Annotated in this window: 19 protein-coding genes; 8 read left to right on the top strand and 11 right to left on the bottom strand. The window is 48.0% G+C overall.

All coding sequences use genetic code 11. The annotated features are described in order from the left end of the window. Window positions 1-201 precede the first annotated feature (201 nt). Together H579_RS0108205 and H579_RS0108210 are read left to right on the top strand one after the other, a co-directional pair. Entirely contained in the window at window positions 202-744 is a 543-nt protein-coding gene (locus H579_RS0108205) for a hypothetical protein (protein ID WP_028300271.1), read from the top strand. A gap of 148 nt (window positions 745-892) precedes the next feature. Beyond that, window positions 893-2,053 carry an alpha-hydroxy acid oxidase gene (locus H579_RS0108210; protein WP_036565765.1) on the top strand — a complete coding sequence of 387 codons (1,161 nt, stop codon included), beginning with the start codon at window positions 893-895 and terminating at the stop codon, window positions 2,051-2,053. Between the two features lie 101 nt (window positions 2,054-2,154). Here H579_RS0108210 and H579_RS27775 read toward each other — a convergent pair whose 3' ends face one another. Both H579_RS27775 and H579_RS24865 read right to left on the bottom strand, forming a co-directional pair. Beyond that, complete coding sequence (locus H579_RS27775; protein ID WP_028300273.1) at window positions 2,155-2,973, bottom strand: helix-turn-helix transcriptional regulator; 819 nt, start codon at window positions 2,971-2,973, stop codon at window positions 2,155-2,157. Next, window positions 2,970-3,953 (bottom strand): LysR family transcriptional regulator, encoded by a 984-nt coding sequence (locus tag H579_RS24865; protein WP_051227442.1) that lies wholly within the window; start codon window positions 3,951-3,953, stop codon window positions 2,970-2,972. The genes H579_RS27775 and H579_RS24865 overlap by 4 nt, the downstream gene beginning before the upstream one ends. Window positions 3,954-4,311: 358 nt before the next feature. Between H579_RS24865 and H579_RS24870 the strand changes: the two genes are divergently transcribed. Together H579_RS24870 and H579_RS0108235 are read left to right on the top strand one after the other, a co-directional pair. Beyond that, the gene (locus tag H579_RS24870; protein ID WP_084624026.1) at window positions 4,312-5,763 is read left to right on the top strand and encodes an FAD-binding oxidoreductase; all 1,452 of its coding nucleotides are present in this window, start codon (window positions 4,312-4,314) and stop codon (window positions 5,761-5,763) included. A gap of 178 nt (window positions 5,764-5,941) precedes the next feature. After that, the gene (locus H579_RS0108235; protein ID WP_028300275.1) at window positions 5,942-7,027 is read left to right on the top strand and encodes a TRAP transporter substrate-binding protein; all 1,086 of its coding nucleotides are present in this window, start codon (window positions 5,942-5,944) and stop codon (window positions 7,025-7,027) included. Between the two features lie 90 nt (window positions 7,028-7,117). On the opposite strand, the gene gbdR is transcribed toward H579_RS0108235, so the two are convergent. The 4 genes from gbdR to H579_RS0108255 form a co-directional block, all read right to left on the bottom strand. Next, complete coding sequence (gbdR, locus tag H579_RS0108240) at window positions 7,118-8,236, bottom strand: choline metabolism transcriptional regulator GbdR (RefSeq protein ID WP_028300276.1); 1,119 nt, start codon at window positions 8,234-8,236, stop codon at window positions 7,118-7,120. Between the two features lie 456 nt (window positions 8,237-8,692). Beyond that, a complete protein-coding gene (locus tag H579_RS0108245) occupies window positions 8,693-9,409 on the bottom strand; it encodes a 3'-5' exonuclease (RefSeq protein WP_028300277.1) in 717 nt (238 codons plus the stop codon). Between the two features lie 12 nt (window positions 9,410-9,421). Further along, entirely contained in the window at window positions 9,422-11,338 is a 1,917-nt protein-coding gene (locus H579_RS24875) for a DUF294 nucleotidyltransferase-like domain-containing protein (RefSeq protein WP_051227443.1), read from the bottom strand. 196 nt (window positions 11,339-11,534) lie between these two features. Continuing rightward, entirely contained in the window at window positions 11,535-12,665 is a 1,131-nt protein-coding gene (locus tag H579_RS0108255; RefSeq protein WP_028300278.1) for an FAD-binding oxidoreductase, read from the bottom strand. A 439-nt stretch (window positions 12,666-13,104) separates the two neighbouring features. Between H579_RS0108255 and H579_RS0108260 the strand changes: the two genes are divergently transcribed. Next, on the top strand, window positions 13,105-14,382 hold the full coding sequence (locus H579_RS0108260; RefSeq protein ID WP_028300279.1) for an aromatic ring-hydroxylating oxygenase subunit alpha: 1,278 nt from the start codon (window positions 13,105-13,107) through the stop codon (window positions 14,380-14,382). A 474-nt stretch (window positions 14,383-14,856) separates the two neighbouring features. Here H579_RS0108260 and H579_RS0108265 read toward each other — a convergent pair whose 3' ends face one another. Continuing rightward, window positions 14,857-15,645 (bottom strand): AraC family transcriptional regulator, encoded by a 789-nt coding sequence (locus H579_RS0108265; protein ID WP_036565767.1) that lies wholly within the window; start codon window positions 15,643-15,645, stop codon window positions 14,857-14,859. 171 nt (window positions 15,646-15,816) lie between these two features. Here H579_RS0108265 and H579_RS0108270 point away from each other — a divergent pair, with 171 nt between their 5' ends. Further along, window positions 15,817-16,779: a DMT family transporter gene (locus H579_RS0108270; protein ID WP_028300281.1), complete on the top strand. Its 963-nt coding sequence runs from the start codon at window positions 15,817-15,819 to the stop codon at window positions 16,777-16,779. Between the two features lie 78 nt (window positions 16,780-16,857). Here H579_RS0108270 and H579_RS0108275 read toward each other — a convergent pair whose 3' ends face one another. After that, a complete protein-coding gene (locus H579_RS0108275) occupies window positions 16,858-17,145 on the bottom strand; it encodes an HlyU family transcriptional regulator (protein ID WP_028300282.1) in 288 nt (95 codons plus the stop codon). 210 nt (window positions 17,146-17,355) lie between these two features. Here H579_RS0108275 and H579_RS0108280 point away from each other — a divergent pair, with 210 nt between their 5' ends. Beyond that, window positions 17,356-18,189 (top strand): substrate-binding periplasmic protein, encoded by an 834-nt coding sequence (locus H579_RS0108280; protein WP_028300283.1) that lies wholly within the window; start codon window positions 17,356-17,358, stop codon window positions 18,187-18,189. A 342-nt stretch (window positions 18,190-18,531) separates the two neighbouring features. After that, a complete protein-coding gene (locus H579_RS0108285; protein ID WP_028300284.1) occupies window positions 18,532-19,272 on the top strand; it encodes a sporulation protein in 741 nt (246 codons plus the stop codon). A gap of 122 nt (window positions 19,273-19,394) precedes the next feature. Here the strand turns inward: H579_RS0108285 and H579_RS0108290 are convergent, their stop codons facing one another. The 3 genes from H579_RS0108290 to H579_RS0108300 all read right to left on the bottom strand — a co-directional run. Further along, window positions 19,395-20,165: a carbon-nitrogen hydrolase family protein gene (locus H579_RS0108290; protein ID WP_028300285.1), complete on the bottom strand. Its 771-nt coding sequence runs from the start codon at window positions 20,163-20,165 to the stop codon at window positions 19,395-19,397. Between the two features lie 194 nt (window positions 20,166-20,359). Next, window positions 20,360-20,665, bottom strand: a complete 306-nt coding sequence (locus tag H579_RS29855; RefSeq protein ID WP_084624027.1) for a DinB family protein — start codon at window positions 20,663-20,665, stop codon at window positions 20,360-20,362. After that, window positions 20,572-21,189: RNA-guided endonuclease InsQ/TnpB family protein (locus tag H579_RS0108300; protein ID WP_028300286.1), on the bottom strand; the 618-nt coding region annotated here is incomplete at its 5' end. The genes H579_RS29855 and H579_RS0108300, both read right to left, overlap by 94 nt.

The raw sequence follows: 21,189 nt of genomic DNA on the forward strand, positions 1-21,189 counted from the left end.
GAAATAAGGGAACTATTTGTCAGGCTTAATCCCTTGATGAACATAACTTGATTTCCCTAAGGGGCGTTTGAAGAGAAACATGCTGATTGCTTCTGGTGGTTAATGCTCTTGCAATCAGGCAAAAGACTTTCTAAAAAATTCAAACAGATTAGAATGAGCCATTATTGCGAAAAGACTTACTGTTTTATTTAGGAATCGATCATGAAAACTCTGGCAAAATTGGCCATCGTTGTAGCGGCAGCTGTTTCCGCTCAGACTATGGCGGCTTCAAAAGACCCTTTTGCAGCGATGGAGCCTGCAGGTCCATCTCAGCATGGTAATATGTCAGGCGATAAGATGAAGAGCTTTAGCTGGGGTGGTAAAGATGAATCTGAGAAAGATGCAGTAGAAGCATCTGTACCGGGTGCTGGAATCAAAGCAGCAGAGACTAAAGCGGTCGAGTCTGAAGTAGTTGAATCTAAAACAACTGAGTCTAAAGCTGAGACCACAGAGCCTCAACAGGAAGCCGACGTTGTTGGTACGCCCGAAGAGGCTTCTGCAACGCAAACGGTTGCCGTACCAAAAGCAGAGAGTAAACCAGAGGGGCAGGCTGAGCAAACTGCAGCCAAAGCAGAGAAAAAAGAGTCGAGCTTGGAAGAAGAGATGATTGAGTTTGCTTCAAAAGCAGAGAAGTTTTTTGATAAAGTCACCTTCTCAAAAGGTGTGAATGAATCTCTGTTTCAGGATGGCGATACACTGAAGTAACCTTGTTGGTTGGCTTGAGCTATCCCTTTATAGTCATCCCCCCAAACAGGGGAGTCCTGCCAGTGCGCTTATCGCAGTATGATCCCGTTAATGATTATGTAATACAGCCCATGGCTGTCGGTTAGCGTGCTGTTGAGGAGTGCCGGAAATGCTGACGTTAAAATCCTGTATCAATATTGACGATCTGGGTCGCCTGGCGGCACGTAAGGTGCCTTTTCCGGTGAATGATTATGTGGAAGGGGGCGCAGATGATGAGGTCACCCTAAAGCGTAACTCCGATGGTTTTGGTCATTATCAGATTGTGCCTAAAGCACTGCAGGATGTGAGTTCAATTTGCACGAAAACCCATGTCATGGGCTGCGATATCGAGCTGCCATTCTATATCTCAGCCACTGGTTTTTCTGGCATGATGTGTCCGACGGATGCAGAGTTGGCGGGGGTACGTGCCGCGGCTAAGTTTAAGACTCTCTACACAGCGTCCACTTTCTCGAATCGTTCCCTGGAAGAGATCGCTCAGGCCAGTCACAGTGATAAGCTGTTTCAGGTTTATGTGCTGGATGATGCCGAGCTGGCGACCCGATTGAATCAAAGAGCTAAAGATGCCGGTTTTAAAGGCATGGTACTTACCATAGATACTATTGTTGGTGGTAACCGTGAACGCGATGCCCGCAGTGGCTTATCTATCCCACCACGTCTGACCGTAAAATCCACTCTGCAATATATGTTGCGTCCGGTCTGGTTATTCCATTACCTGCGCGGTGATGGTGCCAATATGGGTAATTTCCCAGAGATGCCAAAGGTCACTTTAGGTGATTCAAAAGCTTTTGTTGAAGCGATGAGCAAGCTGTTTAAGAAGGATCTGACCTGGGCTGATGCGGAGCATATGATCCAGCAATGGGGCGGCCCTTTTGCTATTAAAGGCATTATGTCAGTACAGGATGCACTGCGTGCGAAAGAAGCCGGTGCCAGTGCGGTGATTTTATCCAATCACGGTGGCCGTCAGCTGGATTGCACGCCATCGCCCATCGAGCTGGTAGAAGAGGTGCGCCAAGCTGTTGGCCCTGAAATGGAAATTATCGTCGATGGCGGCATTCGTCGTGGTACGGATATCTTTAAAGCACTGGCGTTAGGAGCTAATGCTTGTAGTCTGGGCCGGGCTTATGTTCGTGGTTTATCTGCTGGGGGACAGGCGGGTGCTGAAAAAGCCCTGTCGATTCTGGAAGCGGAGTTTAAACGCTGCATGATACTGGCGGGGTGCTCCTCTATTGACCAAATTGGTCCTGAGCATGTGCGTAAAATAGGGGCTTAAGCATTTTAAGGGGCAGGCTCAGCCTTAAGTTAAATCGGAAGGCTGGGTTGATTGTCTGAAGTAGTCCTGTTTAAAGCAGATGGTATCTGTTTTGGTAATGTTCACCCCAACAAACCCAACTCATAGCCAATCGCCACGGCTTGGGTTTTATTATCGGCGTTAAGCTTTTTTAGAAGTGACTTGATATAGCTGCGCACTGTTTCTTGCTTGATTCCCAGAATCTCAGCGGTTTCAATGGCGGATTTGCCCTGTGCGGACCAGTGCAGGCACTGCTGTTCTCTGGGCGTGAGCGAGAGGTTATTTTGGCTCAAGTCTGTCACTAACCCCAGATCCTGGCACAACTGCGCCAGCTTATGGCTGAAAAATAGAAGTTCGGCCTGGGTTTGAGATGAAAAATGTGTTGTTGGTGATGGATTATCCCGGCGCTTTAAGCAAGAGAGGGCAAAGTAACGTTTGTCAGCAAAGTGTACCGGGGTAACGGTAAGCTCTTTAAAGCCCTGGTCGACCAGGCTCTGCAACCAGTTTTGTTCTGCAATAGAGTAGTCCTGCTGTGAATCCTGAACCATCTTTCGCAAATCAAACTGTCTGGGTAACGTTTGGCTCAGGGTCATACGCCAGGTAGGAGAGATCACATGGCTTAGTGGGTTTTGCTCGGCTTGGGCACTCCAGTTTGGAATCAGTTCATTTTCTGCTAATCCCGTACTGATCAATGCATAAACCGGGCCCGGTGTATTATTAGGTAGCCTTCCAATGGGCGCGTAGATCAGGCTGCCAGCATCATAACCCAGTTGTTGAATCAGTGTTGTCTGAGTCTGTTCCAGTTGGTGTCGGCTTGTGATCTGGGACCAATCCGGTTGTTGAATCATACTGGGCGAGTCGGGCTGTAGCACTTTGGAAACAGGCTTCAGATAACTGTTCATTGTGTTTTACCTGTTTGCGATGTGCTTGGGTTTTGAGGTGCAATGCGGGTTTGCATGCACTGTTGAATTACGCCTCTTAGCCAGCGAATTCCGGGGTCGTGTTCCTTACGCTCTTCCCAGATTTGGCAGATCTGAAGGTTGCTGAACGCTATCGGAGGATGATAAGTCTTAAGCCGGGTGCCTGGGATAATCAAATCCGCTGCATACTGGTTGATGACGGTGACCATATTGGTGCCGGATAACAGTGATGGCAGGGTGGTGACATAAGGGGTCTTTACGATCACCTTACGATTCATGCCCAAAGACTCCGGCCTCTTATTTACCAGAATCGGTTCATCTTCCCGGTGCGACAGAGCAACATGGGGCGCGTCCAAAAACTCCTCCAGCGTTAACTCATCTTTTTCACCGTAGTGGTCCCTATCGGCGATACACATCAACTCTTCGCTATAAAGCAGCTCACAGTTTTTATCGTTGGGTTGATATTCAAATTGCGTCAAAGCCAGATCCAGTGATTGTTCCTGTAGGAGTTTATAGGCTATTTCAGGGCTGGATATTTTGGCATAAAGGATATTAAAGCTGATGCCTGGGGCGGTTTGATTGACCGTTTTTACCAGATAGGGCACCAATTCATGAATCATAAAATCCATAATGCCGACACGAAACTCCCGTACCGCTTTTTCAGGCTCAAAGCTGTGAGCGCTGGCCAGCGCCTGGTCAAGCTGAAGTAATCCCTGCTCGATCAGCTGAAAGATCTGCTTCGCCATCGGGGTGGGTAACATACCTTCAGCAGTTTTGGTGAATAGCTCATCTTCAAACTGTAAACGCAGCTTTTTCAAGGAATGGCTCATGGCCGGTTGGCTCAAATTCACCTGTTCAGCGGCACGGGTAAGATGGCGCTGCTGATAGAGGGCGTAAAAAGCCACCAGCAGATTGAGATTAACCCGGCTTAACCGGCTGCTTAAACAGTTGCTGTCTTTCATTGCGGACACTATTACAGAGTTATCGGACGTCAGTTGTCTGTTGTTATTGTTGTTTAGTGTTATCTGAATTTTGAATGATTCACTATATATGACAATAGGGCTTTTTGGCTAGACAATCGTTATTTAAGCTTTTTGTCGTTTTTTTGCACAATTTATGTGCTTTGGATACATGTGTATTTCTGCTAATGCACTATTTTTGTGATGAGTGTTATTCTTTTTTTGAATGACTGGATTCAAATAAATAATTTTTTTCCATTTGGTTACAGCTCTATTATCAGCATTATTCATTTTATAAATCGCCCCCGAACGTCGATATTCAGAGACAGCGGGGCTCACAATAAAAATAGTGGAGTCCACCATGTCGAGCCAGCCGTCTGCACCGAAGCCTTTATCAGGCCAAAGCCAACAGCCTTTAAAGCATGCTTTATATGCTAATGAGGAACAGCGTCAGCAACTGATTGCAGAACTGACGGAGTTGTTCGGTGAGCGTGTTCATACCGCATTGCCGGTGCGTGAGCAGCACGGTCAGGGCGAAGACAGTTACGGTTGCTATCCACCGGATGCTGTGGTGTATCTGCACTCGACGGAAGAAGTCGCAGAGCTGATGCAGCGTTGTCACCACTATCGTGTGCCTGTGATCCCGTTTGGTGCGGGTAGTTCGGTTGAGGGGCAGTTGTTGGCGCTGCATGGCGGTATCTGCATTGATCTGTCTGAGATGGATCAGGTGCTGCAGGTGAATGCCGAAGATATGGATTGTCGTGTGCAAACCGGTGTCACCCGTGAAGCCCTGAATCAGGAGTTGCGATATCAGGGGATCTTCTTCCCGATTGATCCCGGTGCCAATGCCAGTATTGGTGGTATGGTCTCCACCCGAGCATCCGGTACCAATGCGGTGCGCTATGGCACCATGCGTGACAATGTGATGGGTTTGACCGTAGTGACACCGGATGGCCGTATTATTAAAACCGGTGGCCGTTCTCGTAAAAGTTCCGCCGGTTACGACCTGACCCGCCTCTATACCGGTTCTGAAGGCACCCTTGGTGTGATCACCGAGGTTCAGCTGAAGTTGCATCCGATTCCAACGGTGATTAAAGCGGCGACCTGTCAGTTTGAAGATCTGGCCAGTGCAGTGGATACTGTGATCTCTGTCATGCAGTGCGCCATTCCTGTGGCGCGTATCGAGTTGCTGAATCATCTGCAGATGCAAGCTTGTATCAATTATTCCGATCTGACCGGTTTTGACGCTAAACCGACGCTGTTTTTTGAATTCCATGGCACCGAAGCCTCTGTGGCAGAGCAGATCGATCTGCTGCAGGAGATCGCCGAATCCTTTGGTAGCAGCCAGTTTAACTGGGCGGAAAGTACCGAAGATCGTAATGCGTTATGGAAAGCCCGCCATCAGGCGTATTTTGCTGCCTTATCACTCTTGCCGGGAGCCTCGGCACTGACCACTGATTTGTGTGTACCGATTTCCGCTTTGGCAGAAGCCATTCTTTTTGCTGAGAAAGAAGCACTAATGACAGGCCTGACCTGCCCGATTGTCGGGCATGTGGGGGATGGTAATTTCCATATGTTAATTCTGTTTGATGAACAGAATCAGGAGCAGAAAACCAAGGCCAAACAGTTATCTCAAAGCCTGGTGAAAAAAGCGCTGGAGCTGGAGGGCACCTGTACCGGAGAGCACGGTATCGGTTTCGGCAAGAAAGAATACCTTTTACAGGAGCACGGTGAAGGGGTTGAGGTGATGAAAGGCCTGAAGGCTATGATGGACCCGCACTGCATTATGAATCCCGGCAAGGTGTTTGATTAATACCCTATTGAATACAGTCTATTGGATCAAAAATGACTGATCGACACCTTGCTTATCTGCTCAAATCAACGGCTCGTAGAAGCCAACTGAGTGGATCATTAATAGAGACAGGTGCTTATGGTAACTGAAGCACTGTATAACAAGAGCAAACTTTTGACCTTAACGCTGGAGACCCGGAATGAGAACGCCGAACAAACGGAATGCCCTAAGTGTTTTAACCCCTTTAGCCCTGGCCGTTGCTACCCTGGGTGCGGCGCAGGTGCAGGCAGCCGATAAACTATTGCTGAAAACGCCCACGGCTTTCCCAAGCAAACTGCCTGCAGTGGGCACCCCTGTAGTCAAACTGGCTGATACTCTGAAGATGACCAGTGGCGGCAGTATTCGCATGAAAATCTATGAGCCGGGTAAACTGATTGCACCCTCTGAAATTTTGGATGCGGTATCTGCCGGCAAGGTAAACTCTGGCTTTGCTGCATCGGCTAACTGGCAGGGCAAGATGCCTGCGGCGGCGTTCTTTACCTCTGTGCCTTTTGGCCCGGAAGCCAGTGAGTTTCTGGCCTGGATGTACTACGGCAATGGCCGTAAATTGCACCAGGAGATGTACGACGAATCCGGCTATAACGTGAAAGCGATTCCGTGTGGCATGATTCCACCGGAGACCTCAGGTTGGTTCGCTAAGCCCATTGATACTGTAGAAGACCTGAAAGGTCTGAATATGCGTTTCTACGGTTTGGGTGCCAATGTGATGGATAAGCTGGGCGTGGGCACGGTTCAGCTGCCACCGGCTGAGATCTTCCCGGCACTGGAGAAAGGTGCGATTGATGCTGCAGAGTTCTCCCTGCCTCAAGTGGATCAGATGCTGGGCTTTAATAAGATCGTTAAATACAACTATTTCCCTGGTTGGCATCAGCAGACCTCTATGCAAGAGCTGCTGATCAATAAGAACACCTGGAATGATATGAGCGAGCAGCAGCAGTCCCTGGTGGAAACCGCCTGTAAGTCTGTGATCGCTGATACGCTGGCAGAAGGTGAAGCCAAGCAGTTTGAAGTGCTGGCAACCGCGAAAGAACGTGGGGTTGAGATCCGTTACTGGAGTGATGAAATTTTGTCTGCTTACCAGAATGCCTGGGATGAAGTGGTGACTGAAAAGAGCGCCGAAAATCCTTTCTTTAATAAGGTATGGCAGGACCTGAAAACCTTCCGTGAAGGTTACGATATCTGGGAAAAACATGCGTTCCTGCCAAGGAATGTCAGCGAGCGTTGATTTGAACTGATATCGATTTTAATCCGCTGTCTGCCCTAAACAGATAGCGGATTTTTTCTTTGCCAGTTAGGGAAGTATTAATTCTGTTGATTACTGTAGTGACACAGAGCCAAAACTCGGCTCAACCTGAGCACTGAGCAGAGCCGTTCTCGCACGATCAGAGCCTTTAATTAAAACTTCATCCACCAAAGTCGCAAGGCTTTGACTGGGGCCTGTATCCCAAGCTACTTTTCGCTCATCTCGCGGTGAAATACCGATATGTTTACGGTAACAGCGGCTAAAATGAGGTGTTGAGATAAAGCCGCAGGCTGCTGCGATCTCAACAATCGACAGGCTCGATAATTTCAGTAACTGACGGGCTCTATCCAGACGTAATCTAAGGTAATAGCGTGATGGGGAGCAGTGTAGATATTTTAAAAACATCCGCTCCAGTTGACGGCGTGATACGTTCACAAAACTGGCTAACTCGTCCAGACTAATGGGTTCTTCCAGGTTGTTTTCCATCAGCTCAATCACATCGATCAGTTTCGGTTTGGATTCACCGGCTTTATGCACCTGACGTAGTGGAACCCGCTGTTGATCCTGATCGCTACGGATACGGTCACAGATAAACATATCGGATACGGCACGGGATAGATTGGAGCCGTGATCATTGGTGATCATGCTCAGTATCATATCCAGCGGGGCGTTACCACCGGAGGAGGTCATGCGTTTTTGATTCAGTGTAAACAAGCGATTATTACAATGAACCTTGGGATAACGTTCCTGCAGAGCCGCCATACACTCCCGGTGTACGCTGCAATCGTGACCGTCCAGTAAACCGGCATGAGCTAACACATAAGCACCGGTACAGATTGCACCTAACCTAATGCCTTTACGATCCAGGGATTGTAGCCACTGTATCTGGTATTGGGTAAAGCTGCGGGTAATATCGACACCACCGACCACAATCACCAAGTCGAGATTGATTGCTTCAACAATAGAGAAATCAGGATTAAAGCTGATGCCATCACTGGCAGAAACGGCCTCACCCTTTTCCGTCACCATATGCCAGCTGTACAACTCTTCACCAGATAACTGATTGGCCATACGCAGGGGCTCAACTGCAGAAGCCAGGGCCATCATGGTGAAGTGATCCAACAGAAGAAAACCGACTCGAGTCACATTTTTTTGACCGGGTGCAGGGTGTAAATCTTTTGCTGTTAACATAGCAATTGCCCTCTAAAACGTTATCTTACTTACCTTAAATGGCAATAAATGGGCCAGATAAGCAGCAACGTTGTGATTTTTATTATGTAGGACTTAACGTCAGATTGTTGTGCACTTTTCATCAAGCGTTTCCCTGTTGACGATATAGTCATGGGATACGGTTGGCACATTATTATGCCAATTGATTTTCACCACTCCGCTGACAGCGACATTTTCACAGAGTGAATGATCTAAAAGCGACACCGTCACTTTTGTGCATTGACTCTTTTTTCAAAGAGTCAGGAGGGAAACGTTTGTGTTTAGTATTTTTAAAGATAAACCCCGCCCGATTGCGGTGGCGCAGGTTTATCGCCTATAAAGGGAAGGTTTGCACTAAAAAGAGGCGTGATAAATTAGTTTTGCACCAAAAAAGTCATATATATCAATCTGTTATAATCTTTTATGTGGAGGTGATCATTAGCACCACAGCTCAGATATCGGAGAGTCTTCCGAGTAATGATAGCGAATTTGAGCCTGCAGCAATTCTGCAGTAGCTATAGCGTCCGTCAGGGCATGATGTTGGCTGTAACGAGGCAGACTGTAACGTACACGGCTGTCTGATAGTCGTATAGAGACAGGTTTTCGACCTAAAAAGCGGGACAGTTTACGAGCAAAACCCTGGCGATGCATACGGGCTTCCAGCTCCATAGTGTCCACCACGGGGAACTGAATGCCTTCGTTGACCCGACGTTTTAGCGCTGCATCCAAAAAAGGTCGTTCGATATAGCGGTAATGTACCACAGGAATACGACCGGCGATGGCTTCCAGTACTGAACCTAATACTTCTTCCAGATCGGGGGCATCATTAATATCCGAATGCGTGATGCCGTGGATTACCACAGACTCTGAGGCTAATTTTTGTCGGGGTTTCGGTAACCAATGTCGCGCTTCACGTATACGAATGCGTGAAAGATCAAAGGGGACTAAGCCAATGCTGATGATCTCATCGTGCTCCGCATCCAGCCCTGTGGTTTCAAAATCCACCGCAACAAAGGGCACTTCAGCCAGAGGGGTATCTGAGGCGATACATCCCTGCTGATAGAACAGCTGTAACTGGGGTTCAATACTTGTCAACGCTAATGCTTGAAAGTGACTGGACCAGTCAATATTTTCCGGTGGATCTGTCCGTGGCATAAACGACTCCAGTTACTTATTGCTGCTTTTATTATGACTGCTTTTACTACTACTCTTACTCGTATACGGATAACGGAACTTCAAAAATCGCTGGCCGTTACTGAGTACCTGAAACGCTTCTTTCAGATTGCGACGTTCGAAGTCGGTTAGGTTTTCCGGTTCAATATTATTATCTGGTTTACGTCCCGCTTCGATATCCAGCGCCTGATGACGAATGCGTACCATGGAGATAAATTCGAGTGCATCCTTCATATCCCGGCCACGGTTTTTTGGCAAAATATCTGCTTTAATGACATCATCCAGACGCTCAAAAGAGTTCTGGGCTCTTGAGCCTACCGCCAGCGCATGCACCCTGACCAGGTCAGCGGTTGGCGCTGTACCGCGCCGTTTCAGGTTCATGGAGTTTCGGTGCTGACCATCTTGCTCCATGACAAAGTCTTTAAAGAATCCCAGTGGTGGCGTGCGACTCAGGGCATTTCGGGCCAGGCAGCCCAGGAAGTGTGGTGAGCGCCGGGTCTTACGCACAATAAAAGTGTTCAACTGGTTAGCCCAGTCGGTTTTGCCCCAAACACCATCCAGGTCAAAAAAGATCGAGCTATTAAGCAAGGCTTCCGGGTCTGGATCATCAATCCATTGCGCAAAACACTGCTCCCATTCCACTCGGGTTTTACGCCAGCGGGGATTGGTCGCCATAATGCCTCCGGTGCAGTAACGGTAACCGCAGGCATCCAGGCCATCGCTGACAAACTGTGCCAGCGCCTCAAAGTACTCACCATGTTTCTCTTTGTTGTACCGGTTATCCAGAATCAGAGCATTATCCTGATCGGTAGCCAATAGCTGCTCATCCCGCGCCATAGAGCCCAATGCCAGAAAACAGTAAGGGATAGGTGGAGGACCCAAGGATTCTTCCGCCAGCTCCAGCAGGCGTTGCTTAAAGCTCCGTCCAATCACAGACATAGCGCTGCCGATCATATGGGAATTGGCATCTTCGTGAACCATACGCACAAAGCAAGCGGGAATATCCTTACTTAACTGAGCCAACTCATCCACGCTTTGTCGGCGAAGAATATTGCTCACCATATATAGGCTGCTTTGGGATTCGTAGCGGATGATATCTGAGGTTGCCAAAACACCAACCGGTGTGCCGTTATCCAATACTGGCAAGTGATGCAGGTTGTAGCGCAACATGGTCAGCATCGCTTCAAAGGCGTAGGCGTCATCGTCCAAAGTCTTCGGCTGATCAGTCATCACCTCTGTGACCGGTGTATCCAGATCTAAACCTGTGGCGACGACCCGGTTACGCAGATCCCGGTCGGTAATAATTCCTGCCAGTTGAAGTCCCGTTTCATCCTCATTTTTCGGCTGACGCATCACCAGTAATGAAGACACCGACTCTTCTGACATTTTCTGAGCAGCCTGACGCACCGTGGCATTGGTTTCCATACACACAGGACCACGACTGATCAAAGCCGTGACCTTGGAGATCATCAGCTCATTGCTTTCTTTCTGCCGGGCTACGGCATTGTTTAAACGGGAGCGGTCATCAACTTCAACAAAATCAGAGAAGGCCTCAAACTTTTCACAAAGCTCTGAAAAGATCGCTTCGGGAATAAAGTAGAGCAGAGAGTCTTCTATCGTCCGTGAGGGCAGGCGGATCTTATTGCCCATTAATAAGCCAAGCTGACCAAACAGATCACCTTCACTTAAACGATTATAGAGGTTGCCATTACGACGATAGATCTCTACCGCTCCACTGCGAATCACGCACAGATCTTTAATTTCATCGCCGAACTGATAGACATCTGTTCCTGCCCGGTAATAACTGATCTCAACCTGGCAGGCCACACGATTCACCTCTTCTTCAGGCAGTTCGTTAAACGGTGGATACTGGGCCAGAAAACTGGCAATTTCAATCTGCTCGGATTCCACTCTCTGTGCTCCACAAGGTTAGCTGCTTTTAAGGTTAAAACAGTATAAATCAAGTTGTAAAAGGCAGGGGTATTAACACACATCACAGGTACACAAAACGGGTGTGAAAGCCAAAACGAATCAGCTTCCCAGCACCCGTTTTTTATACGCACCGTCACAGGACTTCATCGTCACTGCTTCAGTGTTGTAAACCGCCTTAATATTCTACGACGACATCACCATCCGGCACACTACAGCAGGACAGTACATAACCCGCAGCAATATCGTCATCAGTGATACCGCCGTTATGGTTCATAGACGCAGTACCTTCTTTGACTTGTACCTTACAGGTTCCGCAGATACCCATACCACAGGCTTTTGCGATATTGATACCCAGCTTAGAAGCCGCACTGTGCAAGGTTTCCCCTGGTGCAATCTGAACGCTTTGACCACTGTTGCTGAAGGTTACCCAACTCATATCAGACTGAGTCAGTGCATCCGCTTCTTCCTGCGCGATCTCGGCCGCCTCGATAGCTTGCTCTTCAACACCTTCTGGTGCCTCACCGAAGGACTCTTCATGATAACGGGTCATATCAAAACCGTTATCTTGCAACAGCTTTTTCACCGCTTTCATATACGGCGTAGGGCCGCAACAGTATACCTCCCGCTCCATAAAATCAGGGGCCATCATTTCAAGCTTAGCTTGATCCAGATAACCGCGGTAACCATGCCAGGCCTGGCCATTTTCAATTCGTTCACTAATCAGGTGTAATGAGAAATTACTCACCCGCGAAGCCATATGGTCCAGTTCACGCCAGAAAACGATATCACTCGGTGTTCTGGAGCTATGAGCAAAAACCATATCTACATCGGCATTGGTATCAAACCACCAGCGAGCCATTGACATAACCGGAGTGATACCCACGCCACCGGATAACAGCAGTACTTTGTCCGCGGGGAAATCGATACAGTTAAACTGACCGACAGGGCCGTGTACCGCCAGTTCCTGACCTTCGTCCAGATTATCATGTAACCAGTTGGAAACCAGACCACCCGGATTACGTTTTACTGTAATGGAGAAACTATAGGGTACAGAAGGAGAACTGGAGATGGTGTAAGAACGCATCACCTGTTGGCCATCAATCTCAAGCTCCAGGGTCACAAACTGACCGGGTTTGAAGAAGAACATGACCGGTTGTTCTGCCATAAAGCAGAAGGTTCGGACGTCTCTGGTCTCCTGAATCACCTTTACACAACGGACCACATGGCGACCGTTGACCCAGGTTTGGGTGTTAACAGGAATAAAGCTATCAGAGCTCACAGTATTTGGCGTTGTATTTGTAGTCATCTTAGTTCTCTCTCAAAAAGTGGGCAACACCCATAGCGCCTATTCTCTTCCCTCCTGAAAGCACTAAATTAACCATTAGCGACAAATACTTGCTTAAACCGACCATCCTGCAACTCTCCAGATGGCACTGGTCGATTTACGTACTTTCCTGTGTCGTATTTGGTCATTCCCAGTCAGAGAACTTGAGCAAGAATACAGTCCATCAGCAATGCCTCACCCTTTGTAAGGTAATCGCAGTAAAGCGGCTTTTTTTTAATTACTAAACAAAGAACGATGCAGGGTCTGACAACAAAAAAGATTCATAGATACAGAGCAACAGGAACAGCCCGTACTTAAGCGTTGAACAACGGTAATAATCAAAAACGCCTAAGTTAAAAAGCTGAACAACAATACCCTCCACGCCTATCTGGCATATGAGGATAAAAGCGAGATGAGCACGATGAAAGAGAGCGATCTGATCAACACCACTTGCCCTACAATCGAAGAGGCACGTAAAGAGATGGCTAACCTGCTGGAAGGTCGTGAGCCTAACTACTCACTGCCACAGTCACTCTATAATGATCCGCATATGTTCCGCGTCGACATGGAAGAGATTTTCCAGAAAGAATGGCTGTTCGTGGGTATGACCAGTGAGATCCCTTCTAAAGGTGATTACTTCACTGTTGAAATCGGCCAGAACCCAGTACTGGTTGTACGCGATGACGAAGGCAACGTACAAGCGTTCCACAACACCTGTCGTCACCGTGGTTCTAAAGTGTGTCTGGAACACCGTGGTAAAGTGGCTAACCTGATCTGCCCTTACCACAAGTGGGCTTACGACCTGAAAGGTAACCTGCTGTTTGCCGGTACCGAAATGGGCGACGCTTTTGATATGAAGAAGCATGGTCTGAAAAAAGCACACACTAAAGTGGGCGGTGGTTTCATCTTTATCTGTCTGGCGAAAGAAGCGCCACAAGGCGATGATTTTGATGAGTACCTGAAGACCATGGACGAATACATGGAACCGTACGATGTGGAAAACACCAAGCTGGCGGTGGAATCCAACATGTACGAAAAAGCCAACTGGAAACTGGTTATTGAAAACAACCGTGAGTGTTATCACTGTCACGGCGGTAACCACCCAGAGCTGCTGAACACCCTACTGGAGTGGGATGACACCAACGATCCGCGTGCACCACAGGAGTTCCTGGATCAATACGCCCGCCAGTCTGCTGAGTGGGAAGCAGAAGGTATTCCACACGAGCGTCGTGACTTCGGTCATCACCGTAACCGTATCGTGCGTATGCCGCTGCAGGAAGGCAAAAAGGTAATGACCCTGGACGGTGAGGCAGGCTGTAAGAAGATGCTAGGCCGCATTAAGAACCCGCACCTGGGCTCCATGCGTATCCTGCACCTGCCAAACTCCTGGAACCACATGCAGTCTGATCACTTTATCGTGTTCCGTGTACTGCCGATCTCCGCTCAGGAATCGATTGTGACAACCAAATGGTTCGTACACAAAGATGCGGTAGAAGGTGTGGATTACGACGTTGAGCGCCTGCGCCTGGTATGGGATGCCACCAACGATCAGGACCGTGTACTGGGTGAAGACAACCAATCCGGTATCAACTCTCTGGCCTACGAGCCTGGACCTTACTCCGAAACATTCGAGTTTGGTGTAATCAACTTCCTGGATTGGTACAGCACTACTGTTCAGGAAAACCTGAAGAAGAAATAAAGTCTTATTTCTTCAAGTACCGAAACAAAGGTTTCTCTAAGCAATATCCAGGGCCTTTGTTTCGGAGCGCATCAAGCAAAGTGAGTTGTAAGTTGTTGGAGCACCTAAACAGCAGTTCTTTGCAAAATCATATAGCACACTGTTGTTTAGGTTTTGTTGTGCACTAGAGGGCGTTTGCTACCGCATTGGTTAAACGCTCCCTATAGCTTGAGCTGATGTCAGCTCACCAGCCGGTAAGGTATCTTACCGGCTTTTTTGGTTTTGTATTTTATTAGGACTTACGCATTGACAACGAACTCTAAAATTTGATGATCGCCAAAAACAGCTATCTTTCAGGGACGAAAGTGAGACGTACTACTTGCTTAGCAACTGCATGGTGCACACTTCCATTGTTGCCAAGTTAACAGCTATTTACTCCTAACGTCGAGGAGCCAATAGTAAAGAGGCCGATACCTGGTTGTCTGCCTATGATATTTATCCTGCCTGTTTGCGATACTCATCCGGGGTCATCGCCACCAACCTTCTGAACATGGCGATAAAGGCGGATGCAGTGCTGTAACCCAGATCCAGAGCGATGGTTTCAACTTTTTCTCCCTCCTCCAGCATGGGCATGGCCCGTACCACTTTAAGGCGCTGTCGCCATTCGCTTAAGGGCATACCCAGATCCCGTTGCGCCTTACGAGCCAGAGTTCGTTCTGAACTACCCGCTTGCTGTGCTAAATCTTTTACTGAGGTGTTATCACCGGGGCATTGCTCCAGGTAAGACAGCACCCTTGCCAGGAGTGGGTCATCGGATACCGGCAGATAGCTGCCTGCGCAAGGAGCTATCGCCAGTTGGTCAATCACCACTTCCAGCAAGCGGCTGTCTGCATCATTGTAGGGTGTTTGTGGTGGCTGTATGCGCAGGTGATTGAGCATAGCACGCACCATCGCATTGATGGTCAGGGCGCAGGTGACGCTTGAGAGGCCTTTTCTCGCGGCCAATGCCGTTTCGATATAAAACGAACAATGCAATGAGGCTCTGCGGTTCAGCCCTTTATGCTCCACTCCTGCGGGTAACCAAAGGCCATAGTTGGGCGGCACACGAAACAGTGCACCTTCGGCCTGTAACTCCAGAACACCGCTGAACGAATAAACAAACTCTCCGCTTTGATGCTTGTGGGCCGGATAGATGGTATCCGATGGCATGGTGCGTGCCTGAAAATAGATCGGATGAGGCAGGCTTGCCAGATTGTGGGGCTTATGGATAAAGGGCTGAGTCATAATACTGGTTTTTAGTCGTGAGTCAGAGAGGGGGGACTTTTTAAAGAGTTAGGGGGATTATAAAAACAGCGCTGGCTGATATGTGGTATCAGATGTCTGATTCTAGCTATATCTCTTATTTCTGACAAAAGATAATAGCCCCCCTTTATTATTGTGTCTATGGGAGTCGTTATGGGCAGTCGTCAACCTCTGGATCTGCTTGCGGTCGGCATTATGCTGGTGTTTTGCCTGGTGATGGCCTCTCAACAGGTGGTGTTGAAGGCGGTGGCGGAAGATATCACGGCGGTATTTCAGATAGCGCTACGTTCCGGCATTGCGGGTGTGTTGCTGTTGGCGCTGATTGTGCTTCAGCGTCAGAAGATGCCTTTGGCGGATGAGAACCGTATCCCTGCTGTATTAATCGGTGTGTTGTTCTCGTTTGAATACCTGTTCCTGGGCGAGGCATTGCAATACACCTCAGCAGGTCATGCTACTGTCTTTCTTTATACCTCACCAATTTTTGCGGCTTTAGGTTTGCATTGGAAAGTTGCGGCAGAGCGCATGAGCGGTTTGCAGTGGCTGGGCATCTTGCTGGCCTTTGGCGGTGTTATGCTGGCTTTTTTGGGTAAGGGGGCTGGTGTTGATAGTTTAGGGGCTGGCGGTAGTGGAAACAGTGGACTCAGTGCTCAAAGCATGTTGTGGGGCGATTTTTTAGCGCTTTTGGCGGGAGCTTCCTGGGGCGCGACGACGGTGGTGGTTCGCTCGACTGGTTTAGGTGTTTTGCCTGCCCGGCAGACGCTGCTCTATCAGCTGATTGGCGCTTTTATTATTCTGACGTTATGGGCCTGGATGACGGATAAAACGTCGATTAATTTTACCTCTGATGTGGCGGCGAGTTTGGTTTTTCATGGTGTGGTCGTGTCTTTTCTGGCCTTTCTGGTGTGGTTCTGGCTGTTGACGCGCTATAAGGCTTCTCAGCTGGGGGTACTGTCATTTCTGACACCTGTTTATGGCGTTTTACTGGGCAGTTGGTTGCTGGGTGAGCCGCTTGAAAGTCACTTTATTACCGGGGCGGTTTTGATTATTGCCGGTATTCTGGTGGTCAGTTGTGCGCCTTGGCTGAGTGGGTTTAAAGCACGACGGGTGAGAGCATAGGTTTGCTTCTCCAGGTGCTTGACTTATCCCGACGGGTTCCAGTGCCGGGATATTGTCCGGAGAAGTGTAAACAGATGCTTAGCGCTGGGAGTTAAAAATATCATCACCCTGAAAATCGATCATCTGTTTGGCTTTGCGAATCATCTCTTCGGCGCAGCTATCCGCAGAGGGCAGACTGTCGGCGCGGATAAAGGTATGGCTTTGTTCGCCCTTGGTGATCGTGCCATTGATGCGAAAGCCAGTATCTTCCTGCACCGGTGCCGGGGTAATGGTGTAACCGTTATATTCCACGGAGGGTAGGGCTTCCGGCTCTTTAGTTTTGTTCTCACCGGAAAAAATGGATTTAATCGAATCAAACAGTCCCATACAGAGCCCTTACTATTACAGTGATAGAAATAAAAAAACGGATGCCCGGCAACTGGGCAAGAGAGCCTATTTTAGCCTGAGATGAGGGGCGCATCTAATGCTATTGTGTTTGGACAGGGCTTCATTCATTAAATAGTTAAACATGATGCTTAGCATGGCATGATAAAAAAAGACTAAACTGAGCGTAGTTACAGGAAAAAAGAGTCGCTTATGTGGAAGCATTGTTTGGCATTGTTGCTGGTTTTCGCTGTAGAAAACGTTGCTGCCTGTGAGTTGGTTATGGGGTATCGCATGAATGCCAAGCCCCCCTTTATCAATACAGCGCCGGATAATTCGGGGTTGTACGTCGACTTGTATCAGGAAGCAGTCAGGCGCATTGACTGTCGTTTGACGGTTCTGCGTCAACCCAAAGGTAGAATCCTGCATCTCTTAAAACACGGCGATATCGATTTTTATCCGGGCCTCTCATTCTCTGAAGAGCGTGCACAATATGTGACTTTTATCCCTAATGGATTAAAAGATGGCTATATCGGGTTAACGCGCCGATCTGAACCAGAAATCCTCTCTCTTAATGATGTGGCTAAGCGTAATCTGGTGATGGTGATGGCCTTTGGCGGTTATGACCTGAATGCTGAAGATTATGGCATTCATGTACGCAGGCCCTATGATTTCACTCTTGAGCAGATTGTGGATTTAATTATTGAGGGAAAAGCGGATTTTCACGCCTACAATCTACTGGCCGTGCAGCACTTTTTGAGTAATAACCCTGACAAAGCTGCAAAACTCAGGGTGCATGAGTACTGTTGCAGTGAACCAGAGCAGATGTATATGGCTTTTTCAAAACAGTCTGCTTATGCCGAGATGATCGACAATGCCGACTATCAGCGTCACCTACCCTTGTCTGCTGGGAATACGCCGGATAGTGTCAGTACCAGCAGTATTGCCTGGAAACTGCGCCGGGCGCTGAGTAGTATGCAGAAAGACGGCAGCTTCCAGGTGATCTATGGCAAGTATTTTGGCAGCGCCCCGATGGGGACCGATTAGCTCTGATATTTCATATGCAGCATGATTTCCACAAGCCTAAGGTCGTACTGATTTGCAGAAAAGCAGGGGCTTCTATGATCTAAGATATTCAAAGGCCTGAGACATTCAAAGACTATTAGCAAATTTGGCTTGAACAATACGCTTTTTTAAGGGATGAAAACGGCAAAGAGTATGGTAGCATTTTATCCCCCGGCTGAAGCCTTATGGTTATTGTCTAGACATCAATAACCATAAGGCTTTCAGCCGTTTTTATTTAGCTCTCAGGCGAAATAACCGGGCTAATTGGGCTATATGTGATAATGAGCCCATATCTGGCGGACCATCACTCATTAAGGAAATAATATGTTTAAAAAACTATTGGCCACTATCGGCATAGGCGGTGCAAAAGTGGATACCATTTTGACTACTGAAATTGTAAGCCCTGGCGATACGATCAGTGCCAACATTGTGGTAGTGGGTGGTGATAGTGAACAAGAGATATCTGGACTGGATCTGGCTCTGATGACCCGGGTTAAAGTCGAGCGTGACGATACCGAGATGATGCTGAATAAGTCTCTGGCTCACTGGCATATTGCGGATAAGTTTGTGATTCAACCCGGTGAAGTGAAAGAGATTCCTTTCACGGGTACTCTGCCCCATGAAACACCGATTAGCGCTAATGAGGCCCGCAATAATCAGACCCGTGTATGGATTGCGACTGGTCTGAATATTGATATGGCCATTGATGCCAGTGATAAAGATCCTCTTCATGTTGTGGCAACCTCTACACAGGGTAAGGTGTTACAGGCGATGGACGATTGCGGCTACTCTCTGGTAAAAGCTGATGTGGAAGAGGGGCAGCTGAGAGGCAATGGTTTTGTCTCAACAACCGGCTGTTATCAAGAGCTTGAGTTTCGTCCTAATAAGTTTGCGCTGTTTGGTCTGAATGAAGTGGAAATCTCTTTTGTGCCTACGCCAGACCAAACGCATATCCTGCTGGAGCTGGATCGTAACTTTGGTGGCGATAGCTACCTGAGTCTGAGTCTGGGCAACAATATAAGCCAGGAAGAAGTGACAGCCCGAATTAAAGGCTTATTAGGTTAAACGCAGTTATAAGAAAACCGGGGCTGGCTCCCGGTTTTGCTTCTATCTTGTAACAACCAATGTCCCAAACCAGATATATTTGATCCAGATTATACGCGTCTTTAATAACCCATAAGTGCGTATCAGGTGATATCGTTTAACACTGCGGCATCGGGTATAATCCGCACTTCTCCCTGCCAACCCTGAGCTGTTTTTTCTGCAATCACTAATGCTGTATCGATCTCATTGGCACTGACCAACAATCCTTCGGGACTCCAGATGCCGCTGCATCCGATAGGATACCAACCGCCGGTTGGGTGATTATAGTTCGCCATCGCCACCAGCATATTAAATTGCTCTGCGTCTGCTGCCATTTTCGCAGTATCATCCGCATAACCGCCTTCAGTGATTAACACTCCTGCAACATAGATATCAGCTCCTAACACTGCATATTGCTGCGCATGGTGCTCAGAGTTCATATCTGCACAGATCCCGTTGCCGACTTTCACCTTATTGATATTTAAGATCTGTAAGTCTTTACCAGGTTGGAAAAACAGATCTTCACCCGGATGCAGGTTCATTTTGCGATAACTGAGCACGTTACCTTCAGGCGTAAAGATCAACGCGCCAATATAGGGCTTCCCTTCTCCTTTCAGAGGAGCGCCTACTACAATAAACATCTGATGCAAAACTGCGGCGCCTTTGAATAACTCCAGGCACGAGTCATCGTCCGTTATCGCTAACTGCCCGGCCAGCTCAGGTTCATACCCGGTTAATGATAACTCAGGAAATACCAGATAAGACACCTGATGGGCAGAAGCTTGTTGAATGACTCGTAAGTGCTCACGAATATTAGTGGCTATGGCACCTTTTTTAACGGCTATTTGAGCAACCGCCAACTTAAAATGGCTCATAGGTATTCCTGCTCTGTTGGCATATAGTCGCTAAATTATAGCGTCAAAATACCCATGAGACACAATATGTCCTAAAAAAACACACCGTAACTCACTGATCTATATTGGAATATTCTATGCTAATACCTTTTTATGAAAGCCTTGAAATATTAGCATGATTGTTGTTCAAACCACTCGAAGTGGCCTATATAGATCTACTTTTCCAAGTGAGTATTTTTATCGGGAATTTCCATCAGAAAGTCGGTTATACCGATATCAATGCCATTTTGAGATAACAGAGTACTCACCTGTCCTCTATGATGTGTTTGATGATTGAACAGGTGGGATACCAGTTCGGCAAAGCTTCGCTGGCTCACAATACCTTGGGTATTGCTGTAGCTCAGGTCTTTTTGACATCCTCCCCGCCCTAAAGGACGGGGATTCCTACAGCTAGACGGCCATGCCCGACCGCAAGAATGTTCCTGGCCGCGTTCACATCGCGGTCGTGAGTGACACCACACTCACTGCAGGTCCATTCTCTTATTCGCAAACCTGATCTACCTCTCGGACTACTGACGGAAATACAACCGCAGCACGAACAGGTTTGGGTGGTGTACGACTCATTCACTTCTTTGAAAACAATACCTGCGTGAACGCATTTATAATCCAGCATCGTTTTCAGCATGGCCCAACCTGCATCCAGTACAGACTTGGCCATCTTGGTTTTGGCTAATGAGGAGGATTTCACGTTGCCCACATAAATTTCACCCGAACGGTTCACCAGTGAGCGACTGAATTTGTGCAAGGCATCTTTGCGACGGTTGGCAATCTTGGCGTGGATCGCCTTAACTCGATTATTGTTGCCCGCACGTTGAGCAATGGCCAATTCAGGCTCAAGATCCCGGTAGAACCGACCCGCCTCCAGCTTGATGCCATCAGAACAGGTCGCCGTATCTTTAAGGCCCAGATCGATACCGATACTATCCTGGCCTGTCGGTATCTCTGGTTCGGCATCCACGACAACATTGAAATACCAGCGACCACG

This window comes from Oceanospirillum beijerinckii DSM 7166, assembly GCF_000422425.1.
Lineage (GTDB): Bacteria > Pseudomonadota > Gammaproteobacteria > Pseudomonadales > Halomonadaceae > Oceanospirillum > Oceanospirillum beijerinckii.